Origin of the sequence: Algibacter sp. (genome assembly GCF_039977455.1) — a bacterium.
GTDB lineage: Bacteria > Bacteroidota > Bacteroidia > Flavobacteriales > Flavobacteriaceae > Algibacter_B.
The window spans coordinates 394,828-418,045 of sequence record NZ_JBDWDG010000022.1 but is presented as its reverse complement, the minus strand read 5'-3'; the positions used below and the strand labels follow the sequence as shown (position 1 = coordinate 418,045).

The following is a 23,218-nucleotide window of genomic DNA, read 5'->3' as shown; positions in this document are numbered from 1 at the left end:
CTTAAAATTTTGCATTTACTCCTATTGAAATTGTTCTCGCTTGTGGGTAGGTAAATCTAAATTCACTAATACCATTTCTACCATTTAAGCTTTTTTCTTTGTACCAATAAAGGACATTTGAAACATCGGCATAAACAGATAGGCCATCTAAAAAACTTACACTATTTTGAGGAAAGCTATAGTTTAAATTCACGTTACTTATTCTTAATGAAGTAGCGTCGTAAATATATTTATCGTAGTTAGAAATGGTTGGGTTGTTGCTAATAACAATTGGGTTAAGCGCAACGTCTCCTGGGTTTTTCCAATAATCGTAAGCATTAACCGATAGGTTTCTATTTGAAGTGATGTTGTATTTAGCAATAATCTCATCTTCTGCTAAATAATCACCGCCTATTTGAAAGCTACCTCTAATAGATAAGCTTAGTTTGTTGTTGAAGGTAAACGTGTTATTGAACCCGCCGTAGGCATCTGGTTGATAATCACCTATTGGAACCCAATCGGCACTGCTAAACAAACTGTTATAAGTTACGGCATCGTAAATTTCGCCATCTTTTTTAAGTAAGTCGCGGCCTGTAGCAGGATCGATACCTACCCAATTAATTCCCCAAATAGTAGAAGTGCTGTAGCCTACTTTTTGTGCTAAGGCAATTTCTGAAATTGAAAATTCATTACCCAATCCTTTCAATTCTGTAACTTCACTTTGTAATGTAGAGATGTTAAACGAGGTAGTCCATTTAAAATTTTCTTTTTGAAACCATTTAAAATTTGTTGATAGCTCTAGGCCTTTGTTGTACATGCTTGCAGCATTAATTTGTATAGAGTTATATCCTGTTTCAGAAGGTATACTTCTACTTGTAATAAGGTCATTTATATCATCGTAATAATATTCAAGGGTTAAACTAACCGCATTTAAAAAGTTGAAGTTTAAACCTGCATTAAATTTTTTATTCTTTTCCCAACTAAGTTCACCATTAGGAGCGGCAGAGGGATAAGCAATGTTTAAATTATTATAGCCATTATCATCAATAGTATATAAGCCTTTAGAGCGATAAGATCCTATTCTAGAGTTTCCTGTGGTTCCGTAACTTAGTTTAAGTTTTAATAAATCAATCCAATTATTAGTGTCTAAAAAATTCTCGTTAGATAAAATCCAGCTTACACCAGCGCCTCCTGTGTAGGCCACATTGGTGTCGTCTCCGAAAACAGAACTTTGGTCACGTCTAAAATTTGCTAGAATAAAATAGCGTTTTTTGTAATTGTAATTAAGTTGCGAAAAGAGTGAAACTTTAGAGTTGTTGCTAATATCCGAGCTATAAGTTTGGTTCCCTGTAGATTCATTTTCGGTTGTTGAAAGGTCGTCGTCCTGAATCGCATCGGTAACCTGGTTTATAATGTTTGGGTTTACAAAGCCACGACCAGAAGCATAATTAAAGTCTACATTTTCTTCTGTAAGTTCAATACCAAAATTACCATCGAAAGTATTGTTTTCATTTATTTGTTTATTGTAAAGTGCTCGTGTTTGCCAGTTCCACTTATTGGTGTGCCTATTATTTATTAAACGACGGCCGTAGTTTGGATACGATGTACCATTTAGTGTAAAACTACCAGTAAATTGACCACTTTCATTTTCTCCCGAGAAATAGCGGTCTTGTTCTTTATCACTATATGAAAGACCAAATAAAGAGGAAATATTTAAGTCTTTTGTTATATGGTAGGAAGCTTGTAGACTTCCTAAAATACTATAAGTATTAGCAATATTTTTGTTTTGGTTAATGGCGGCTAATGGATTTCCTAAGCCGGTAACGCCAACATTGGCATAAGAACCATCTTCGTTATAAGGCGATAAGTTTGGTGCAAAAGCATAGCTGTAATATATGTTTGGAGCTTTTTTAGATACGTAGCTTGGATTTAGAGTTAAATTTAGGTCGAATTTCTTATGTTGATATCCTAAATTTATACTCGCATTTAGTTGTTTGTTGGAGTTCCCTTTTTGAGGTTCGTCTATTTTTTTAAAGGATAAACTTGTGCGGTATGAAAAGGTATTTGAAGCTCCAGATACACTAAAATTGTATTTGTTATAAATTCCCGTACCATTTAGTAAGTTAAACCAATCGGTATCTACACCATTGTAAGCTGTAGGTGTGTAGCCTACTGTTGTGTTTTTTAAATACTCATTTCGCAGTTCGTTGTATTGAGATCCACTTAAGTATTCAATTTGATTAATAGCAGATGAAATTCCTAGTTGTGAGGAAAACCCAAATTTTGTGGGCCCTTTTTTTCCTTGTTTCGTGGTAATTAAAATAACACCATTGGCCGCATCGGCTCCATAAATACTAACTGCAGCGGCATCTTTTAAAACGGTAAAACTTTCAATGTTTTCAGGAGAAATTTGAGATAAAGGATTCGATAAATCTTCGGAAGAGCTTCCGTTAGCATCAAAAAAGTTATTGTCTATCGCCATTTCTTCGGCCATAATAACACCATCAATAATAATAAGTGGCTGTGTTGAAGTGCCGTATATAGCACCATTTAGAGGGGTTAAACTACCTTGACCTCGAATGTTAATACTTACTGGGCCACCAATGCCAGATGTGTTTTCTATATAAACACCCGCTATTTGTCCGTCTACCATTTTATCAATACTTTCCGAGGCTTGATCTACTGCAATATCTTTTGCACTAAGTGTTTCAATACTGCCAACAATTTCTTCCCTAAGTGTTTTTGTTCCGTAAGATGATGTAATAACAATCTGGTCGAGCTCATCGGCGGATTCTTTTAAGTAAAAGGTGAATTTGGAATTGTTACCAACCATCTGAGTTATGGTTTGCATGCCTAAATAATGCACCTCAAGTTCTATGGAGTTTATGTTGTTACCTTGTAAGCGATAAGTGAACTCACCGTTAAAATTAGTGATCGCACCTCGTTTGGTGCCTTTTATTAATACAGTAGCGCCAGGTAAAGGGATGTTGCTGGGGCTAGTAAAAACAGTCCCAGAGATTAACCTTTGTTCGGGGCTTTTAACTGCGGGAGTGTTCTTGGTTATTTGTTTTTCAACTAGTAGTATTTGGTTGTTTTTTATAACGTAAGCGAGTGCTGTGTTTTCTAGTAATTTGCTTAATACTGTTTCTAGACTTACATTACTAACATTAAGGCTAACTTTCCTGTCTAGATCTATTTTGTTTGCATTATAAATAGCTCGGTATGTAGATTGTTGTTCAATTAATTTTAAAACCGATCCAAATGATTGTTCTGTTGCGTTGATTGAAATAGGGTTAGATTGTGCGTTAATATTGTTGCAAAACAAAATAAGTCCAAGAAAGAGTATTAGTGCTTTTACATGTAGGTTAAAAAAATGCTTCATCTATTAATTGTTGCTAATTATTATTTGGTTGTCTTCTATGCTGTATTCAAAATAGGTGTCGAACTTCAATAAATCTAGTATATCTGCCAAGCTCGAAGTTTTGAAGTTTATTGTTCCGCTAAATTCTTGAGCCTCTAGTAAACGGTTGTTGTTAATTATTTTTACATTAAAAGCGCGTTCTAGCTTTTTAGAAAATGAACTGAAATGCGCAGATTCAAGAATAATTTCACCATGTATCCAAGCGGTGTATAAATCTGTATTAACTTCTTTTAAACTAAAATTTTCTTCTGCTGGCATCCAAGTAGCTTTATAGTTAGGTGCTAATAAGGCTTTGTTATTGGGGTTGTTTAAGTTGAAAACTTGCACAGATCCTTCAACTAAAACACATGAGTATATTGCGTTTTCAGGATAGGCGTTTACATTAAATTTTGTGCCTAAAACTTTTACGGCTATATCGTTTATGTTCACGATAAAAGGGTGTGTTTTATCTTCTTCAACTTCAAAAAATGCCTCACCTTTTAAATACACTAGTCGGTTTCCTGTATTACTAAATTGTTTTGGATATTTAAATGTAGTTCCGGCGTTTAAGTGCACTTTTGTGCCATCAGATAGAGTAACATTAAATGTCTTTCCCAAAGGAATATTTAAAGTGTGATATTCTATGGTATTTGATGTTTTTGACGATTTGTATATAATTTCGTTGTGGTTTTGTTCTGCAATAACTTCCCCAGATTGGTCTGTAACATGTTGTATTTCGGACTCGAGGTTAATACTGTTGTCATCAATTTCTAAAACAATAGTATTGTTGGGTTCTGGGTCTTGGTTATAATTAATCCAAGCTATTCTCCCAATAGAAAGGAAGAGTGCTAAAACGGCAGCATATTTAATCCACGATTTATATTTTGAAGGTTTTGTTTTCGATATTTTTTTCTGAATCGCTTTCCATGCAATGTCTTGATCTGGATTAGAAACCTCGGTTAATACCCATGCTTTTTTTAAGGCTATGAATTCCTTTTTATTAACTTCGGATGCATCGATCCAATCAAAAATTAATTTGATTTCTTTTTCAGTGGCATCGCCATTTAGGTATTTAGTTATTAAATTCGAAATCATGTTGTGCTGGTTTTATTTGGTTTATTTAGTTGGTACTATAGTAATAGGTACACGCCAATATTTAAAAACCCTAATAAAAAACATTATTTTTATTTAGACTTATTAAAAATAAAGGTAAAAATAGAATAATTCTTAATTTTATTTGGTTGTAGATAGATAAATATTTGCGGTTTTTTAAAGTAAATAGTTGAGAGTTCGCTTTAAATGGAGGACTGTTTTTACTTAGTATTTGGAGAGTATAACCGTAATAAGGATAAGGGGAAGGTAATCGGATAGATTTACTCTTAAAATTTTTAAAGCCTTTGTCATATGAGCTTCAACCGTTTTTACGGTAACATTTAACTCATTGGCTATATCTTGGTTTTTTTTGTTTTCGAATCGTTTTTTTAAGAATATTATTTTTGTTTTTTCGGGTAAATTTTCGATTGATTTTGAAATTAAATCTTCTAATTCCGATAAAGCTAAGGTGTCGAAATTCATAGAATTTAAAATTTCGAAGTCTAATTCTCGCTCTTTTTCATTTAAAGTTTTACTCTTATAGCGTTCTTTAACTTGATTATGCCTAATAACATTTAGGCATTTTGATTTGGCATAGGTGTATAAAAAAGATTCTAAACCACTTACTTTTTCAATTTTATTTTTATTGAGCCATAGGTTTAAAAAAGCGTCTTGGGTTATGCCTGAAGCTTGAGGTTTATCGTAAATAAACTGAATGCAAAACCCTAAGATATGGCTATGATATTTATTGAAAAAATACTCAAAGGCCTTCTCGTTTCCGGATTTAAGGTTTTTAAAGTTGAGTATTTCGGTTTTGCTATAATCTTGCATTGAGAGGTTTAAGGATGCACTTTGGTTAAAAAGTGATAAACACCAAAAATACAATTTTTAAGAAAATAAACACCATGGAAAGTGAAAGTGTACTTTTTAATTAAGAATTGCCCTTTTTAGCTCGAATGCTCTCAATAACAACCGTGGCAAGTATTAAAGTACCGCCAATAAAGGTGTTTAGTTTAGGTATTTCGTTTAGAAATAAAAAGGCTATTATAATTCCAAAAATGGGTTGGGAGCTTCCAATAATACTAGCTGTACTTATGGAGAAGTGTTTAAAACTGCTTATTAATAACGAGTGGCCAATTGCTGTGGTTACTAATGCTAGTAATATAACATAAGGGTATTGCGTGGTAATGTTCGAGTTGTCTTTTATGAATAGAAACGGAAGTAAAATAATGGTTAGAAATATGGTTTGATACATCATTAAAGCCATACCGTTATATTTTGAAGCGGGTTTTTTAAGCATTAAATTTCTTATGGCGTAAAATAACGCTGATAGCAAACCAAAGAGAATTCCTTTTATTTGGGTGCTTTTAAAATTAAAATCAGGTGCCAGTATATAAACACCTAATAATACCATTAAGGCTAAAAGGAGGTGAATAGGGTTTAGTCTTGTTTTTGTAAAAAAGGGTTCTATTAAGGCGGTTATTACTGGAAATGTAAATAGCGACAGCATGCCTAAAGCTACATTTGATAGTTTTAGGGCGTAGAAATAGGTAATCCAATGGGCACCTAAAAAAATGGCACTAACTAGTATGGTTGAAAAATCTTTTTTGGACTGAATTTTAAGGTCTACTTTTTTGATTTTACAAAACATAAACAGAAACAGGGCTCCTAAAGCGCTACGCCACCAAATAATAATTTCGGTTGGCATGCTTATAAAGCGCCCTAACGCTCCAGAGGTACTAATAAGTAAAGTGGCTAATGTTAGTAATAGTAGGTTCTGGTTATGTTGGTTTTTCATACTGTGTTGCTAACTGCGTTAGCGATTGTAATGGCATCCTTTTTTTGCTTTTATAAGTGGCAAAAAAAGATATAATGGAAAGCGCGACCCTTGTGGTAACGCCCAAATTATTTATTTTGAAAACTCAGTGAAATATTTATAGAATAACGGAATAGTTTCTATGCCTTTTAGGTAGTTCCATACCCCAAAATGTTCGTTTGGCGAATGGATGGAGTCGCTGTCTAGACCAAAACCCATTAAAATGGTTTTACTTTTTAACTCGTGCTCGAAAAGGGCAACAATAGGAATACTGCCTCCGCTTCGTTGTGGTATTGGGGGTTTTCCGAAGGTGTCTTGATAGGCTTTACTTGCTGCTTTGTAGCCTACACTATCGATAGGTGTTACGTAGCCTTGGCCGCCGTGGTGCGGGGTTACTTTTACGGTTACGCCTTCTGGAGCAATATTTTCAAAATGGGTTTTAAATAATTTGGTAATGTCTTGCCAGTCTTGGTTTGGAACTAGACGCATGGAAATTTTAGCATAGGCTTTACTGGCAATAACAGTTTTAGCACCTTCGCCGGTGTAACCACCCCAAATGCCGTTAACGTCTAGTGTTGGCCGTATGGAATTGCGCTCGTTGGTAGTGAATCCGGCTTCGCCGTAAACAGCGTTAATATCTAAGGCTTTTTTGTAATCGTCTAAATTAAATGGTGCTTTAGCCATTTCTGCACGTTCTTCCTGTGATAGTTCTTCAACTTTGTCGTAAAATCCTGGAATGGTAATATGATTGTTTTCATCGTGAAGCGATGCAATCATTTTGGTTAAAATATTTATAGGGTTAGCTACTGCGCCTCCATAAAGACCAGAGTGTAAATCGCGATTAGGTCCTGTAACTTCTACCTCGACATAGCTTAAACCTCTTAGGCCTGTTGTAATTGATGGCACATTGTTAGCAATCATGCCGGTGTCGGAAATTAAAATAACGTCGTTTTTAAGTTTTTCGGTGTTGTTTTTTACAAAAGTTGCTAGGTTAGCGCTTCCGACTTCTTCTTCGCCTTCAATCATAAACTTAACGTTGCAAGGCAGCTGGTTGGTAGATGTCATAAACTCCATAGCCTTTACATGCATGTACATTTGTCCTTTGTCATCGCAGGCTCCACGAGCAAAAATTGCACCATCAGGATGTTTTTCTGTTTTTTTAATTACGGGCTCGAAAGGAGGAGAGTCCCATAAGTTAATTGGATCTGGTGGTTGGACATCATAATGTCCATAAACTAAAATGGTTGGTAGGTTTTTATCAATTATTTTTTCGGCATATACAATAGGGTAGCCGTCTGTTTTGCAAATTTCGACAGTATCGCAACCTACTTTTTCTAAGCTGTTCTTAATAGCATCGGCCGTTTTTAAAACATCATTTTTATAAGCTTTGTCTGCACTTATTGATGGGGTTTTTAAAAGATCGATTAATTCTGTTAAGAATCTTTCTTTATGTTCAGCTATGTAAGATTTGATTTGATTCATTGAAGTTTTTATATGGAAATAATCAAAAGTATAAAAAAGAAAGTTTTTTGGCCCTATAAAGTTTGCAATTTAAAAATGTTGTTTATATTTGCAGTCCTTTAGCGGGCGTGGTGGAATTGGTAGACACGCTAGACTTAGGATCTAGTGCAGCAATGTGTGGGAGTTCGAGTCTCCCCGCCCGCACCAAAAGCTCTCAGTATACTGAGAGCTTTTTTTATTCGAAATCATGACTTTATTTTACTCAGGTACAACATAGGTGCAACTTTTTGTTATATTTATTGATAGGAATTAATTCTGTATAACTTCATTTAGAATTTAATAATAAAAATAAACGGTTTAGTATAAAAAGTAGGAAGATTTTAAATTAGGCCTAATAAAAAACTTGTTTCTCATTCTTATAAGTAAAAATTGCTTCGTCCTTACCTGTGCGTAGATTATGTAATAAAAACAGTGTGTCTTTTGGCAGATCTATAGAGATCAACTCCTTATTAGTTCCAATTTTCGTTCCTAACGAAACCCATTCATTATCCCAATACACTAATTCATATGTATTGCCAGTTACTATCTAGACCTGCAATAAAAAAGTGGACCATTAATTTCGAGACTTAAGCAGGTACCTTTTTGTTTATACTTTTCTAATTCTAATTCTAATTCGTTAATGGTTTTATGCCCTAATGTTGAGTGTATTACTTTCACAACTTTCTTTAAAATTAACGGTAATTTATGTTGATAGTTCCAAGGTATTGAAATCTTAGTCTTTAACAACTATAAAAGCCGCTAGTGTTAACTTTTAAAACTTATCACAACTCCCCGACTGTAAACTTAAATTTTACTTGTTGCTCTTGGAGAAGATAGAGCGAAAAGATATAGCGTGTCTTTAAAGATATGTACCAGTTGAAGCTTTGGGGTAGCATCCTTATTTTATATCTGGTGATCTTCTTAAAGATCTTTTAACTGTTTCTTTTTTTTCATGAATCAAAGTTAATTTATGTAACTCTAAATCTCTCAACATAATGTCTAGTTTAATATAGTAAGTCCAGAAATCCCAATGTCAAAAATCCGAAGAAGTCTATGCGGTTTTTTTGTTTAAAATCGTTTAATTTCATTCATTTTTAAATTTCTAATAAAGTTGATATGTTTTTGTGTAAATTGACTTTTTAAATTAGATGGAAAAGTAGTGTAATATGAGTGATTTAGATAAAAAACTATTTATGCAAGAAGCTGTAAATGCAGCGATTTCTGGAATGAATAATAATGAAGGCGGTCCTTTTGGATGTGTAATAGTTAAAGATGGCGAAATTGTTGGTCGCGGAAATAACAAAGTAACCTCAACTAACGACCCAACGGCACATGCCGAGGTTACCGCAATACGGGATGCTTGCAAAAACTTAAATACTTTTCAATTAGAAGGCTGCGAGATTTATACATCATGTGAACCCTGTCCTATGTGTTTAGGGGCTATTTATTGGGCTAGACCAGATAAAGTGTATTATGGGAGCAACCAAATTGATGCTGCAAATATAGGTTTTGATGATGCGTTTATTTACAAGGAGATTCCATTACCTTATGATAAAAGAAGTATCCCATTTAAACAATTTGGAAGAGATATTGCTATTGAAGCTTTTAATAAGTGGGAAATAAAAGAGGATAAAACGAAGTATTAAAAGGCAGTCAATTTGTTTAACAGAGAAACTTTAGTAAAGCAATTAAAAGAAAATCTAGAATGGGATGTTATCGTTATTGGTGGCGGAGCTACGGGTTTAGGCGTTGCTCTAGATAGTGCATCGCGCGGTTTTAAAACTTTGCTTTTGGAACAGGTAGATTTCGCTAAAGGCACTTCGAGCAGAAGTACAAAATTAGTACATGGCGGTGTTCGCTATTTAGCACAGGGAAATATCGATTTGGTTAAAGAAGCGCTTTACGAACGCGGATTAATGTTAAAAAATGCACCACATTTGGTGGGTAATCAATCATTTATTATTCCTAGTTACAGTTGGTGGGATAATTTTTTTTACACCGTAGGTCTTAAGGTCTATGATTTTTTGTCTGGAAAATTAACTTTTGGAAAATCGACAAGAATTTCAAAAAAGGAAACAGAAACGCGTTTAGAAACTATAAATAATGAACATCTTAAAGGTGGTGTAGTATATCACGATGGGCAGTTTGATGATTCTAGACTTGCCATAAATTTGGCGCAAACTTGCATTGAAAATGGAGCAACGGTGCTTAATCATTTTAAAGTAATAAGTCTACTGAAAAATAATAAAGATAAAGTTTGTGGGGTTAAGGCAGTAGATTCAGAAAGTAATGTGGTTTATACTTTAAAAAGTAAAGTAGTAATTAATGCCACTGGTGTTTTTACAGACAATGTATTGAAAATGGATAATGCCCAAGCTAAAAACAGAATTCGTCCTAGCCAAGGCATACATTTGGTTTTCGATAAAACGTTTTTGCCAGGAAACGATGCTATTATGATTCCTAAAACCAAGGATGGTAGAGTTTTGTTTTTAGTGCCATGGCATAATAGAGTTGTGGTTGGAACCACGGATACCCTTATGGAAAAGTACAGTTTGGAGCCAATAGCACTTAGTCAAGAAGTCGATTTTATTTTAGAAACAGCTAATGCATATTTAACTAAACCTGTAGGTAAACAAGATGTGCTTAGCATATTTGCAGGTTTACGTCCTTTGGCAGCTCCAAAAGAAAATTCGGAAAAAACTAAAGAAATTTCAAGAAGTCATAAAATTATTAAATCTAAATCTGGCCTTATTACCATAACGGGTGGTAAATGGACAACTTATCGCCGTATGGCACAGGATACCATCAATAGAGTTATTAAACTAGGTATATTGCCAAATGCGAAGTGTCAAACGAAAACATTGTTAATTCATGGAGGAGATGGTGTAGTAGATAAATCGGAGCATTTGTACATCTACGGAAGTGATAAAAAACATATTAAAGCTCTTATTGAAAAATCTCCTGAATTAGGCGAAAAATTACACGAACGCATAGAGTTTACAAAGGCAGAAGTAATTTGGGCTATTCGAAATGAAATGGCAAGAACCTTGGACGATGTACTAGCAAGACGAGTAAGAGTGTTGTTTCTAGATGCCAAAGCAGCAGTTGATATGGCGCCAAAAGTAGTTGCTATTTTAGCTAAGGAGTTGGGTAGAGATAAAGCTTGGGAAAAAGAGCAAATGTCTAGTTTTAAAGAAATAGCAAATCATTATATTCTTTAAGTTAATTTTTAACTAAAAAGTTAATATAATAAATTTACGGGCTATTTTATATCTAGTATTTTTCATTATTCTTACAAACATCATGATTTTTTAGAGATGTTAACATTTGTTATTAAAAAATTTCACTATTTATTTACCCCTAACGATTTAAAGATTATATATTTGCAAAAACCGTGGATTTTGGAAGCTATATTGGTATGCAATCGCACTGTTTTTTAAGCAATTAAATATTAATCATAATTAAAAAAATGAACAAAGACATTAATTTACAAGCAGCAGATAATATAAGAGCATTAGCTGTAGCTATGGTAGAAAAGGCAAATTCAGGTCATCCAGGTGGCCCAATGGGAGGGGCAGATTTTATGCATATCCTTTATTCAGAATTTTTTAATTATGATCCTTCAGATATGACTTGGCCATTTAGAGATCGTTTCTTTATGGACGCTGGCCACTTATCTACATTAATGTATGCACAGTATTATTTACTTGGTAATTACTCTAAAGATGATGTTGCAAACTTCCGTCAATGGGGTTCAATTACTCCAGGGCATCCAGAAGTAGATGTTGCAAGAGGTATAGAAAATACATCTGGTCCTTTAGGACAAGGGCATACTATGGGTGTGGGAGCAGCTATTGCGGCTAAGTTTTTAGAAGCCCGTTTTGGAGACTGGATGAACCATAAAATTTATGGATTTATTTCAGATGGAGGAATTCAGGAAGAAATCTCTCAAGGTGCAGGTAGAATTGCAGGTCATTTAGGATTAAGCAACTTTATTATGTTTTTCGATTCTAATGATATTCAATTATCAACATCAACAGACGAGGTAACTAGTGAAGATACCGCAGCTAAATATGAAGCTTGGGGATGGAAAGTAGTTACTATTGATGCTCATAATCATGATGAAATTAGAAAGGCATTAACCGATGCTAATAATGAAACCGAAAAACCAACCTTAATTATTGGAAAAACAATAATGGGTAAAGGTTGTGTAGCTGCCGATGGTTCTATGTTCGAAGGATACTGTGAATTACACGGTCAGCCTATTGGAGCGACAGGAGCAGATTACGAAAAAACCTTATTAAATTTAGGGGCTAGTGTTGAAAATCCTTTCGATATAAATGAAAATGTAAGTGCTTTTTATAAAAAGGTTATTGCTGAAAAAACAGCAAAAGCAGCCGAAAAGAAAGCTGTAATAAACGGGTGGAGAAAAGATAATGAAGCTTTAGCTAATAAGTTAGATTTCTTCTTATCAGGAAAACTTCCTGAATTAGATTTTGAATCTATCGAACATAAAGCAGGATTAGCAAGTAGAGCAGCGTCTTCAAATGTATTAGCTTATTTGGCTGAAAACGTTGAAAACATGATAGTGTCTTCTGCCGATTTATCTAATAGTGATAAAACTGATGGATTCTTAAAAAAATCATCGGCATTACAAAAAGGTGATTTTAGTGGATCGTTTTTACAAGCTGGTGTTGCCGAATTAACAATGGCATGTATTGCCAATGGTATTGCATTACATGGTGGAATAATTCCTGTTGTAGCGACGTTCTTTGTGTTTTCAGATTATATGAAACCTGCTATTCGTTTAAGTGGAATTCAAGAATTAGGTGTAAAATATGTTTGGACACACGATGCTTTTAGAGTAGGTGAAGACGGACCAACACACCAACCAGTAGAGCAAGAAGCTCAAATACGTTTATTAGAAAAACTTAAAAACCATAGTGGTAAAAATAGTTTCTTAGCTATGCGTCCTGCAGATTCTGCAGAAACAAGTGTAGCTTGGAAAATGGCTTTAGAAAACACTGACACGCCATCTGGTTTAATTTTGTCAAGACAAGGTATTAAAGATCTTCCTACTAAAGGAGCATCACGATATCAAGATGCTTTAGCTGCTCAAAAGGGTGGTTACTTAGTAAAAGAAGTTGAAAATCCAGATGTGGTTTTAGTAGCAAACGGATCAGAAGTTGCCACCTTATGGGAGGCAGCTCAAATTCTTGAAGAAAAAGAAAACTTAAAGGTGAATATAGCTTCTATAATTTCAGAAGGTGTATTTAGAAATCAATCTAAAGACTACCAAAATAGTGTTATTCCTAAAAACACACCGTTATTTGGATTAACTGCAGGACTACCTGTTAATTTAGAAGGTCTTGTAGGAGATAATGGTAAAGTATTTGGATTAACTCACTTTGGTTATTCTGCACCAGCAAAAGTTCTAGATGATAAGTTTGGATTTACTGGCGAAAAAGTAAGCCAACAGGTATTAGAATATTTAAACCAATCAGTTTTAACAAAATAAACTAAGAGATATGAAATTTTTTATAGATACAGCAAACCTTGATGATATTGCAGAAGCACAAGCATTTGGTGTTTTAGATGGTGTTACAACGAATCCATCTTTAATGGCAAAAGAAGGTATTACAGGAGCCGATAATATTATAGCGCATTACAAAAAAATATGTGATATAGTTGAAGGCGATGTAAGTGCCGAGGTAATCTCAACGGATTTTGAAGGTATGGTTAAAGAAGGAGAAGCTTTAGCTGCTTTAAACCCTCAAATTGTTGTAAAGTTACCTTTAATTGCAGATGGAATTAAAGCCTGTAAATACTTTTCTGATAAAGGAATTAAAACCAATGTAACATTAGTTTTTTCTGCTGGTCAAGCGCTTTTAGCAGCTAAAGCAGGTGCTACTTATGTGTCTCCTTTTATTGGAAGATTGGATGATATCTCTACAGATGGTTTAAACCTTATTGCAGAAATTAGACAAATTTATGATAACTACGGATTTGAAACTCAGATCTTAGCAGCATCAGTTCGTCACACGATGCACGTTATTGATTGTGCTAAATTAGGAAGTGATGTTATGACAGGGCCATTATCATCTATTAAAGGCTTATTAAAACATCCTTTAACCGATATTGGTTTAGCTAAATTTTTAGAAGATTATAAAAAAGGAAATAGCTAGAATACTATAGCCTTTTAAAATGTAAAAAAGCTTCTCACATTCCAGATTGGAATTGAGAAGCTTTTTAATTTTTACACCGTTTTAAACTATTGTTTTACAAGTTTTAAAGTATTGGTTTCTCCTAAATCATTAGTTGCTTTTATTAAGTAAATGCTCTGTTTTAAGTTTGTTATATCAAAAGCATTACCTTTTCTGAAATGTCCTTTAAACGTTTTTATAAGTTTTCCAGTAATATCATAAATTAAAACCTTTTCCAAATCGGTATTAACTTGAAATGATGTTGACGCAGGATTTGGATGGATTCTAATATTTAATGGCTTATCAAAGCTCTTGGTGGATAAGGTTGTGGCTTGGTTGCCGTAAACTCTAAATTCCCCAGGAGAAAGATTTATTGAGGTTGTTGAACCATCAATTGTTATTGGTGTGCTCGATTCATTCATTAAATCATACCAATCTTCAGAATATGGGAAATTTGGATTTACAGTTTGATTTGTTACTGAAAAGTTTGCAATTACAATAACATTTTTAAGTTCAGGACCTGAAGTGTTTTCATCTCCAGTATAAATACTTATTCTTGGTGTTTGTATTCCTGAAGTTATATTGTAATCACCTTCAAAAACAGCTTCGTTTATTTTAAGAGCATTTAATCTTGACCAATCCTTGTAAACTTGACTTCTGTTAGCATCACCTAACCAGTTATTGGTCCATTGTGGTTGAGGTTTGGTATCTAATTTGCAATCGCCATCATTATTACTATCATAATCGGTATTAACAACGCCATTAGAACACGTCCAAATAGAATTTTCCATACCTAATTCTGCAAAATGCCAAATCATTTTTGGTCCAGGAATAGTTAGCGATATGGCGCCCAGAGCAGACATTCTTGTTAATGCTGTATTTAAATCTTTGACATCATGAGCAGAGTTTGTGCTAATACCATATTCTGTCATTTCATACATGATCCTGTCCTTATCATGGCTTTCTGGGTAACCAAGGGTACGTTTTTCAGTAAAATTATGAGCATTATGTCCTATTTTGTCAAAGTTTATGTCGGTTGATTGTCCTTGAGCCAAGTTTTTGTAAGGTGTCCACATTTCGCTCCACATCATAACACCCTTAGGAATGGCATCTCCAATTCTGTAATTAGCCCACTGTTGCTCTTCATCATTTGCACCTAAATGTTCAAATATCACATAATGGGTTCCATCTAAACCCCATGAATAATCGGCATACTCTTTTAATACATCAACACGATCTTGCTTGTAGCTATTTGTACAGCCCTCGTCACCAGAAGAGCATTGTTGCGTAAACCCTTTCGTTAAATCCCAACGAAAACCATCAATGTTAAATTCCTCTATCCAATGCTTAACTACGCGTTTTGTATAGACTTTTGTAAACGAGTTTGAATGATCGAAATCAGAACCAACACTATAAGCATGTTTTGCCGTTTCATTAAAATATGGATTTTCTGAACTTGGTTCTCCCCAACCATCATTATCAGGGTCGTTCATCCACATACGTACCATTGGGTTTCTACCAAAAGCATGATTTAAAGCAACGTCTAATATCACAGCAATACCATTTTGGTGACAAACATCAACAAGTTCTTTAAATTTATCTTCGGTTCCATAAAACTTATCTAAAGCCATATGAAATGAGGTGTTGTAGCCCCAGCTTTCATTACCTTCAAATTCCATTACTGGCATGAGTTCTATTGCATTAATATTTAAATTTTTAAAATAATCTATTTTATCAATAAGGTCTTGAAAGTTTCTATCGGCATCAAAATCTCGAATTAATACTTCATAAATAACCAAATCTTCCTTTTTAGGTTTTTCGAAATTGGTAATCTGCCAGTTATATGGTGTTTTTCCTGTTTGTAAAACAGTTACTTCTCGCTCTTGGCCTTCGGGATATGCCGGTAAATTGGGATAGGTAGTTGTTGGAATATAAGGATCATCAAATGGAGATAAAACTAAAGTTGAGTAGGGGTCTGCTATTTTTACTAACGCAGGCGAGTTTGCAATTGGTGTTTTATCAACTACCCAGTATTGATAGGTTTCAATTTGCATTTCGGTTAATCCCGATAAGGTAATCCAAAATTTATTGTTTCGAGAAGGATCTCGTTTCATAGCGTAACTAGCATCTGGTTGCCAATTATTAAAACTTCCTGCCACGTAAACAAAATCTTTACCAGGAGCATAAAGTACTAATGTGGCTGTAGATTTAGTTGGATCTGTATCATCATAAGTTATGCCATCCAAATAGTCTTCAGGCATGATGCTAAATTCTGTGCCAGGGTCAACAATAACAGAAAATGATTTTGTTTTGGTTACGCCACCAACAGTAACTTCAAGGGTGTAATTTTTATTAGTAGTTATATCCATATCTGTATATGAATAAGATGTTATTCCAGACTGTGAATTAATAACGCTACCATCTGCCTTTAAAACATAATTAGCATTTCCTCCAGTATTTGAAGCGGTTATATTAAGATTGCTACCTGATGCTAATATGTTAGTGGTGTTGGTTGGAGCGGTAAGTGATACTTGAAAAGCACCAACATTTTCTAGAATATCTTGAGATTTTTTATCACCAGAACCATCTTTAGCTTTAACTAAAAAGCCAATTCTTCCTATGTTAGTTCTTGAGAAAAAAGATGTAGGTACAAAGGAAATAGAATAGGTGTCTGAACCACTATTATAGGTTAGTTTATTTATTTCACTTGAATTGTCCCAAGCGCCGTTTGTAGGGCAACCTTGTTCGTTGGTTAAATCTGTATCAAAAGACCAAGCCCAAAGATAAAGTTCATGTCCTGTTACGCCCCAAGTAACTTCATTAATGCTACTACCTTGAATAGTAATTGTAATATTATCACTTTCTTCAAAAGGAGAGGGTGAAATAGAATGTGTCACGGTTTGTTGCTGTGAGAAACACCAATTTGTAAATAGAAAAAAAATAAGCACTAGTTTTTTCATAGCTATTCAGTTTTATAAAAAGAGGTTGCAAATAATTAACCTGCAACCTCATTTAGATATTAAAATTTTTATAATTAAATAAAAGATTACTGTCTTTTTCCAAATAAATATTTAGGACCAGAAGGGTCGTTAAAATCAATAGAGATTACATAGTTTCCAGCAACAACAGGGATGTTATTGTCAGCATCTTGATCTAAAACATTGTCTAAATCGGCATCACCATAATCACCACCCCAATCATTATTTTTTCTAATTTTAATTTCACCATCAAGAAGCGTAATGTTTTCAGCAAACCACACACCAGGCTGTATTTCTGTTAACGCAGCATCAGAGACTTTTACATCTGGAGTGTCTACATTACCATCATGATCCCACAGATCTTGTCCCCAATTATTGTACCCAGATCCTGCTAAACCTAAAACTTCAGTTTCTTCAATTGTATAAGAATTGTCTTTTAGATCTAAAGTCACTAAATAATGGCCTTCTGTAACAGCAATATTATTGTCTGCATCAGCATCTAAAATACCATCTAAGTTAGCATCTCCTAAATCACCACCCCAAGTATTATTCATTCTGAATTTTATTTCTCCTTCATAAAGTTTAACACTTGCTTTAAAAGTATCAGTTGTATAATCATAATAAAGTTTTGCATCTGAGACACCAGGAGTATTTCCCCAATTGTTAATTCCGCTACCTACCAGTCCCCATGAGAAAGGTTCAATTGTGTAAGAATTATCATTGGTGTTTATTGTTATTTTATAATCCCCGGCTGTAACAGGAATATTATTTTCTGGATCAGCATCTAAAATGCCATCTAAGTTAGCGTCTCCTAAATCACCACCCCAAGCATTATTTTCACGGAATTTTATATCACCTTTAAGTAAATTAACGTAGGATACTATTATTCCAGGAGTTGCAGTTGTGTAAAAAGGAGCATCTTTTGGAGCAGGGTAAGTACTGCTATCAGCCCAATTATTGTAACCTGAACCTACAATACCCCACGAAGCAACTTCAAAAGCACCACCGCCTCCAACAACTTCTTCAGGTAAAACAACAGTAAGTTCTTGGGTTGCAGAGTAGGTAGGAAGTCCTTCTGTGCCAATAAATCCTTTTACTCTAAAGTAAAGTGTTCCTGTATTTGGTAAATCTGTATTAGGATCGTTATCCAACCCTGCAGCTTCGGCAAAAGCTAACATTTTTCCAATGGTAACGGCGAGTTCATTTCCATCTGTAGTGCCTACTGTAGTGGCATCTGTAAAATCACCTAAAATGGAGTTTTCTAGTTCGTAAGTCGTGTTTGTTGGTACACCATAATTAGCATCTTTCCAAGTAAAACGCTCGCCTAAGTTATTTGAAGCGCCTGCGGTTAATACATATTCATCTAAAAAAGAATTAGAGAACACAATACCTTGTATAGGTGCTTGAGCAGTGAATACTAAATCGTCTTCCTGATCACAAGCATTGAAGCCAATAAGAGCTATTAATAAAAGCGCTAAAAATTTAATATTTTTCATAATAGTTTATGTTTAGTTTTTTAAAATCCTGGGTTTTGAGTTAAATTCGGGTTAGCCTGTAAAGCAGACGATGGAATTGGATATAATTTATAAGTTGTTGGAATTGATGTGCCATCTTTTACACCACCCTTCCATGGCCATAAATATGTATTACCTGTAAACATGCCAAATCTTATTAAATCAGTACGTCTGTGGCCTTCAAGGTTTAATTCTCTTGCACGTTCGTTAATGATGAATTGTTCAGTTAAATCATTTTGAGTAATAACACTTGCATTCGATCTTTCACGAACCTCATTTACGTATTGTACAGCTGTTCCTATATTTGCTCCAGCAGCACCTCTAACAGCACATTCTGCATACATTAAATAAGCATCGGCTAGTCTGAATAATGGAAAGTCTGTAGAAGAAAAACTAGAAGGTAAAGATGAGCCAACAAAATTTGTGTTTCTAAATTTAATAGAAGGATACCCATCTGTCCACTCTTTGTAATCTTCCATTTCATAGTTATGTCCATCGGTCCAAAATAGGGATGCTCTAACATCTGTTGAAGTGTTTAAATCTCCAAATAACCCATACCAAGCTTTACTAGATCTATGTCCTCCCCAGCCTTCGGTTGCTCCAAATTGAGCTAAAGGAGTTGTATCTGCATTTAAACTTCCATTTACTATATACGTGGTGTTTCCAAAACTTTGGCTTACTTGAGAATCTGCAATTAAAGGGAATATAATTTCAGTAGATGAATCATTATCAGCAGAAAATATACTTATAAAATCGTCTGCTAAGGCATAAGGTCCTTCTGTAATTACTTTATTGGCATATATAGCTGCCTTATCATATGCAGGAGTTCCTGTATAAACTTCGGCGTTCAAATATAATTTTGCTAATAACATTTGTGCTGCTCCCTTTGTAGCTCTACCATAGGTGTTAGTTGGAGGTAAAATAGCCTCTATTTCTAAAAGTTCAGATTCAACAAAATCAAATAATTCTTGTCTAGATGCTTCGGGTAGCGATTCCGATTGTCCAAAATTTTCTTCAGTTGCTAGAACCCCTTTTCCAAATACATCAATTAAATAAAAGTTAGCTAACGCTCTAATAAAACGTACTTCTGATATGATTCCATCTTTATTATCTACATCCACATTAGGAAGTATAGAAAGTAAGTTGTTACACTGCGGAATAGTAAAGAAAATTCTGTTGTATAGATACCTGAAAAATTTATTGTCTGGTGTCCAGTCTGTTGTAGTGGTTAACTGGTCTAATCCATTATCTCCCCATCTGTTTTTCATAGCGTCTGCTGCAAAATCTTGTAAATTTACAATCCCTCTTAGAAAAGGGGATTCTCCAGCATCATCACTAATATCTGAACTTCCTGAACCATCAGCACCAGAAAGGGCGAATGACCCATAAAGTCTAGATAAGATGCCTTCTACGGCTTGCGGATCTTGCTCTAGAACTTCCTCTAACGATAATTCTATTAAGGGTTTAGTATTTAAATCATCTGTACAACTAATGTTAACAGCGAATATTACCACCAAACCAAATAGTAATTTTAAAATTTTATTTTTCATAATTTTTTTAGTTTAAAAATCAATATTAACACCTAAATTATATATCGTAGCTCTTGGATAGAAGTTGTTATCTATACCCGAAAAATTCTCTGGATCTTGTCCAGAATAATTAGTAATTAAGAACGGGTTGTTAACAGCTCCATAAATTTTTAAAGAAGCATTTTTTATAACATTAGTTAGGGTATGTCCAAGTACAATATTTTCGCATCTTAGGAACGATGCACCTTCAAGAAAATAATCGGAGTATTGGACAGGGTCTACAATGTCGGTAAATACTGGATTAGCCTCCCCCGAAAAGAAATTCAAGGTGTTATTAAACGAATTACCATCTAAGGATAGTGCATTGTCTATAGCGCCATGTGTTAATCGTCTAGAGTTATATATTTCTCCATCTAACTGACCTCTAAAACTTGCGCTGAAATCCCAGTTTTTATAGTTCATATTAAAACCGAAACCAAAAGTCCAGTTAGGTTGAATGGCTCTATAGTATCTATCTGCTTCGGTTATTCTACCATCATCATTTAAATCGACGAATGATCCTAGTACAGGGTTTCCGGCAGTATCATATACTTGTTTTAATACCCAAGCAGAACCAGCTTGTTCTCCTAAAGCATGTCTTAATAAAATATTACCCGTTCCAATTGCAAGTCCGCCATTTGGTGCGTTAATTTGTTCAACACCCTTTAAGTCGGTTACTTCAGATATATTATAGGAAATATTTCCATTAAAAGATAAATTAAAAGCTTCATTTTGAACCGGATTCAAGTTTAAGTTTAACTCAAAACCTTTACTTTCTGTAGAACCTACATTTTGAATAACTTGATCACTTAAAGCTTGCCCTGGAGGCACTCCTGTTAATACTAGTAAATCTGAAGTTTCTCTTTTAAAGATATCAAATGAACCTGAAAGAAAACTATTTTTAAAGAAATCAAAATCTACTCCAGCATTATAGGTTATTGTTTTTTCCCAAGTTAAATCAGGATTGAACTCTTTGGCATTATATAAATTAACGCCGGATATGTATTGGCTTTCAGGCGATCCAATTTCGAATAAAGGAATTGAAGGATAAAACCCTACTTGTCCAGAAATATCTTGCTGGCCAGTTTCTCCCCAACCAAATCTTAATTTAAAATCGTTAACAAAGGTTACGTCTTTCAAGAAGTTTTCTTCTTTTACTTTCCAAGCTAAGGCCGCAGAAGGGAAGTAACCCCAACGATTTTCTTCTGTAAAGAAGGAGGAACCATCTGCCCTTAAGGATGCAGTAAGAAGATATTTGTTAGCTAAATTAATATTAGCACGTCCAAAAAACGACTGAAGATTTAATTCGTTAAAATATCTGTTGTTAGGGTTTAAAGGGTCAAAATTTAGAACTCTTTCGCCACTAACAGGATCGTTTTCATATTCATCTTTATTACCGTCATTTTTAAAATTCTGGTATGAATATCCTGCCTGAACATCAAAATTATTAATAAATAAATTTTCAAATTCTTTTCGATATGCCAGGTAAGATTCCATGGTCACGTTTGTGATATGTTGTCTTTCTCCAAAACTTTTACCAGGATTGAATATAAATGTGCCAGCAGGTACATTAGGATCTGGAACCAAAGTATAGGAGTTAATGGCATTATTGGTGAAATTTTCTGTTATCTCAGCTCTAGAGGCTTCCAAACCTAAATTAATAATAGCACGTAATTCTGGTAAAAAGTGCATCTTATAATCTAATTCAATATTTCCAAGAATACGATTTACTTTTTCTGGGCGAGATCTTTGAAGTAAAACACCTAAAGGGTTACCTGCACCAATTTTTGCGTTGGGATCATTAGGATTATCAGGGGCTTGTAATTGTTGGTAGAAACCATCAAAAATAGAATTTTTATCGTAAATAGGTTTTGTTGGGTCCATAGATATGGCACCTCCTAAAGCAGCTCCATCATCTATAGAGTTTTTGTCAACAACGGTCCCTTTGGCATTAATATCAACTTTTAAATGATCATCAAAAAACTTAGGTGTTAATCTTAAGGATGCTGTAATTCTTTCATAGTCATTAGTTCTAACTACGCCTTCTGTTTCATTATACCCAATAGAAGCTCGAACAGGAATTTTTTCAAATAAATTAGCTCTTACTCCAAAATTGTAATCTTTGGTTACCGCTGTTCTGTAAATGACATCTTGCCAATCTGTATTGTAAATAGCTCTGTCACCATTTGGTGTACTAATAATTTGAGAAATAGGTTGGTTTGTATCCACACTACCTATAGGAACACCTAAAGCGGCCAAATTGTCTGGAAAGTAAGTTTGAGCAAATTGAACAAATTCGTCGCCATTCATTACTTGAACTTGATCACTTGTACCAATATTACTTAAAGAGGTTCTTGCAGAAAAGTTAAATTTAGCGTCTCCCGAAGTTCCTTTTTTAGTGGTGATAATAAGTACACCATTAGAGGCACGCGAACCATAAATGGCAGTTGCCGAGGCATCTTTAAGAATACTGAAACTTGCAATATCGTTTGGGTTGATTAAACTCAAAGGGTTGCCAACACCTGCAACACCACCATTGTCTAATGGAACCCCATCAATAACAATTAAAGGTGCATTGTTTCCAGAAAGTGATGAGCCACCTCTAATACGAATATTTGGGGCAGCATCTGGTTGTCCGCCAGCACTTGTAATTCTTACACCAGCAGCTTTACCTTGTAACAATTGATCTGGAGATACAACGGCTCCTTGATTAAATTCTTTCGACGAAATAACATCAACAGCACCAGTTAAGTCTTCTTTTTTAACGCTACCATAACCTATAATAACGATTTCATCTAATTGCGATGTGTCTTCGGTTAATTGTATGTCTAGTTGTGTTTGTCCGGAGTAGGTTACCTCTTTAGATTGATAACCAATATAGGAAAATACAATAACGTCTCCGTTATTTACTTCAATGCGATAGTTTCCGTCAAAGTCTGTTGCGGTACCATTATTGGTTCCTTTTATAACAACATTAACTCCAGGGAGAGGAATTGAAGTAGATTGTTCTGTCACTGATCCTGATAATGGCGTTTGCCCAAATAAATAGACGGGAGCCATAAACAGAAAAAACAGTAAACTATTAATAGTTGTTTTCATACAAATTAGTTTAAGTAATTAGTTGTTTTAGTTCGGTTATATTTTCACTTCTCAAATCAAACCTATGTA

Annotated in this window: 13 protein-coding genes and 1 tRNA gene; 5 read left to right on the top strand and 9 right to left on the bottom strand. The window is 34.4% G+C overall.

What is annotated here, in order from left to right; all coding sequences use genetic code 11:
* Position 1: 1 nt before the first annotated feature.
* The 5 genes from ABJM36_RS10700 to ABJM36_RS10680 form a co-directional block, all read right to left on the bottom strand.
* Positions 2–3,361 (bottom strand): SusC/RagA family TonB-linked outer membrane protein, encoded by a 3,360-nt coding sequence (locus ABJM36_RS10700; RefSeq protein WP_348451438.1) that lies wholly within the window; start codon positions 3,359–3,361, stop codon positions 2–4.
* Positions 3,362–3,364: 3 nt separating this feature from the next.
* Positions 3,365–4,474, bottom strand: coding sequence for a FecR family protein (locus tag ABJM36_RS10695; RefSeq protein ID WP_348451437.1), 1,110 nt, complete (start codon positions 4,472–4,474; stop codon positions 3,365–3,367).
* Positions 4,475–4,696: 222 nt separating this feature from the next.
* Positions 4,697–5,302: an RNA polymerase sigma-70 factor gene (locus ABJM36_RS10690; protein WP_348451436.1), complete on the bottom strand. Its 606-nt coding sequence runs from the start codon at positions 5,300–5,302 to the stop codon at positions 4,697–4,699.
* 100 nt (positions 5,303–5,402) lie between these two features.
* Entirely contained in the window at positions 5,403–6,269 is an 867-nt protein-coding gene (locus tag ABJM36_RS10685) for a DMT family transporter (protein ID WP_348451435.1), read from the bottom strand.
* 111 nt (positions 6,270–6,380) lie between these two features.
* Complete coding sequence (locus ABJM36_RS10680; RefSeq protein ID WP_348451434.1) at positions 6,381–7,769, bottom strand: dipeptidase; 1,389 nt, start codon at positions 7,767–7,769, stop codon at positions 6,381–6,383.
* Between the two features lie 101 nt (positions 7,770–7,870).
* Here ABJM36_RS10680 and ABJM36_RS10675 point away from each other — a divergent pair.
* From ABJM36_RS10675 to fsa, 5 genes are all read left to right on the top strand, one after another.
* Positions 7,871–7,955 (top strand) — tRNA-Leu (locus tag ABJM36_RS10675).
* A gap of 998 nt (positions 7,956–8,953) precedes the next feature.
* Positions 8,954–9,433 carry a nucleoside deaminase gene (locus ABJM36_RS10670; RefSeq protein ID WP_348451433.1) on the top strand — a complete coding sequence of 160 codons (480 nt, stop codon included), beginning with the start codon at positions 8,954–8,956 and terminating at the stop codon, positions 9,431–9,433.
* A gap of 12 nt (positions 9,434–9,445) precedes the next feature.
* Complete coding sequence (locus tag ABJM36_RS10665) at positions 9,446–11,008, top strand: glycerol-3-phosphate dehydrogenase/oxidase (RefSeq protein WP_348451432.1); 1,563 nt, start codon at positions 9,446–9,448, stop codon at positions 11,006–11,008.
* Between the two features lie 248 nt (positions 11,009–11,256).
* Positions 11,257–13,305, top strand: a complete 2,049-nt coding sequence (locus tag ABJM36_RS10660) for a transketolase (protein WP_348451431.1) — start codon at positions 11,257–11,259, stop codon at positions 13,303–13,305.
* A gap of 10 nt (positions 13,306–13,315) precedes the next feature.
* Positions 13,316–13,972, top strand: a complete 657-nt coding sequence (gene fsa, locus ABJM36_RS10655) for a fructose-6-phosphate aldolase (RefSeq protein ID WP_144115360.1) — start codon at positions 13,316–13,318, stop codon at positions 13,970–13,972.
* Positions 13,973–14,058: 86 nt separating this feature from the next.
* Here the strand turns inward: fsa and ABJM36_RS10650 are convergent, their stop codons facing one another.
* The 4 genes from ABJM36_RS10650 to ABJM36_RS10635 form a co-directional block, all read right to left on the bottom strand.
* Positions 14,059–16,950, bottom strand: a complete 2,892-nt coding sequence (locus ABJM36_RS10650; RefSeq protein ID WP_348451430.1) for an alpha-amylase family glycosyl hydrolase — start codon at positions 16,948–16,950, stop codon at positions 14,059–14,061.
* Positions 16,951–17,036: 86 nt separating this feature from the next.
* On the bottom strand, positions 17,037–18,464 hold the full coding sequence (locus ABJM36_RS10645; RefSeq protein WP_348451429.1) for a SusE domain-containing protein: 1,428 nt from the start codon (positions 18,462–18,464) through the stop codon (positions 17,037–17,039).
* A gap of 20 nt (positions 18,465–18,484) precedes the next feature.
* Positions 18,485–20,032 (bottom strand): RagB/SusD family nutrient uptake outer membrane protein, encoded by a 1,548-nt coding sequence (locus ABJM36_RS10640; protein ID WP_348451428.1) that lies wholly within the window; start codon positions 20,030–20,032, stop codon positions 18,485–18,487.
* A gap of 12 nt (positions 20,033–20,044) precedes the next feature.
* Positions 20,045–23,149: a SusC/RagA family TonB-linked outer membrane protein gene (locus ABJM36_RS10635; RefSeq protein ID WP_348451427.1), complete on the bottom strand. Its 3,105-nt coding sequence runs from the start codon at positions 23,147–23,149 to the stop codon at positions 20,045–20,047.
* Between the last annotated feature and the right edge of the window lie 69 nt (positions 23,150–23,218).

Bases quoted from the DNA above. Each gene is read 5' to 3' on its own strand.
- ABJM36_RS10695 (WP_348451437.1), bottom strand. From the start codon at position 4,474: ATGATTTCGAATTTAATAACTAAATACCTAAATGGCGATGCCACTGAA.
- ABJM36_RS10670 (WP_348451433.1), top strand. From the start codon at position 8,954: ATGAGTGATTTAGATAAAAAACTATTTATGCAAGAAGCTGTAAATGCA.
- ABJM36_RS10645 (WP_348451429.1), bottom strand. From the start codon at position 18,464: ATGAAAAATATTAAATTTTTAGCGCTTTTATTAATAGCTCTTATTGGC.
- ABJM36_RS10640 (WP_348451428.1), bottom strand. From the start codon at position 20,032: ATGAAAAATAAAATTTTAAAATTACTATTTGGTTTGGTGGTAATATTC.
- ABJM36_RS10700 (WP_348451438.1), bottom strand. From the start codon at position 3,361: ATGAAGCATTTTTTTAACCTACATGTAAAAGCACTAATACTCTTTCTT.
- ABJM36_RS10660 (WP_348451431.1), top strand. From the start codon at position 11,257: ATGAACAAAGACATTAATTTACAAGCAGCAGATAATATAAGAGCATTA.
- ABJM36_RS10680 (WP_348451434.1), bottom strand. From the start codon at position 7,769: ATGAATCAAATCAAATCTTACATAGCTGAACATAAAGAAAGATTCTTA.
- ABJM36_RS10650 (WP_348451430.1), bottom strand. From the start codon at position 16,950: ATGAAAAAACTAGTGCTTATTTTTTTTCTATTTACAAATTGGTGTTTC.
- fsa (WP_144115360.1), top strand. From the start codon at position 13,316: ATGAAATTTTTTATAGATACAGCAAACCTTGATGATATTGCAGAAGCA.
- ABJM36_RS10685 (WP_348451435.1), bottom strand. From the start codon at position 6,269: ATGAAAAACCAACATAACCAGAACCTACTATTACTAACATTAGCCACT.
- ABJM36_RS10635 (WP_348451427.1), bottom strand. From the start codon at position 23,149: ATGAAAACAACTATTAATAGTTTACTGTTTTTTCTGTTTATGGCTCCC.
- ABJM36_RS10690 (WP_348451436.1), bottom strand. From the start codon at position 5,302: ATGCAAGATTATAGCAAAACCGAAATACTCAACTTTAAAAACCTTAAA.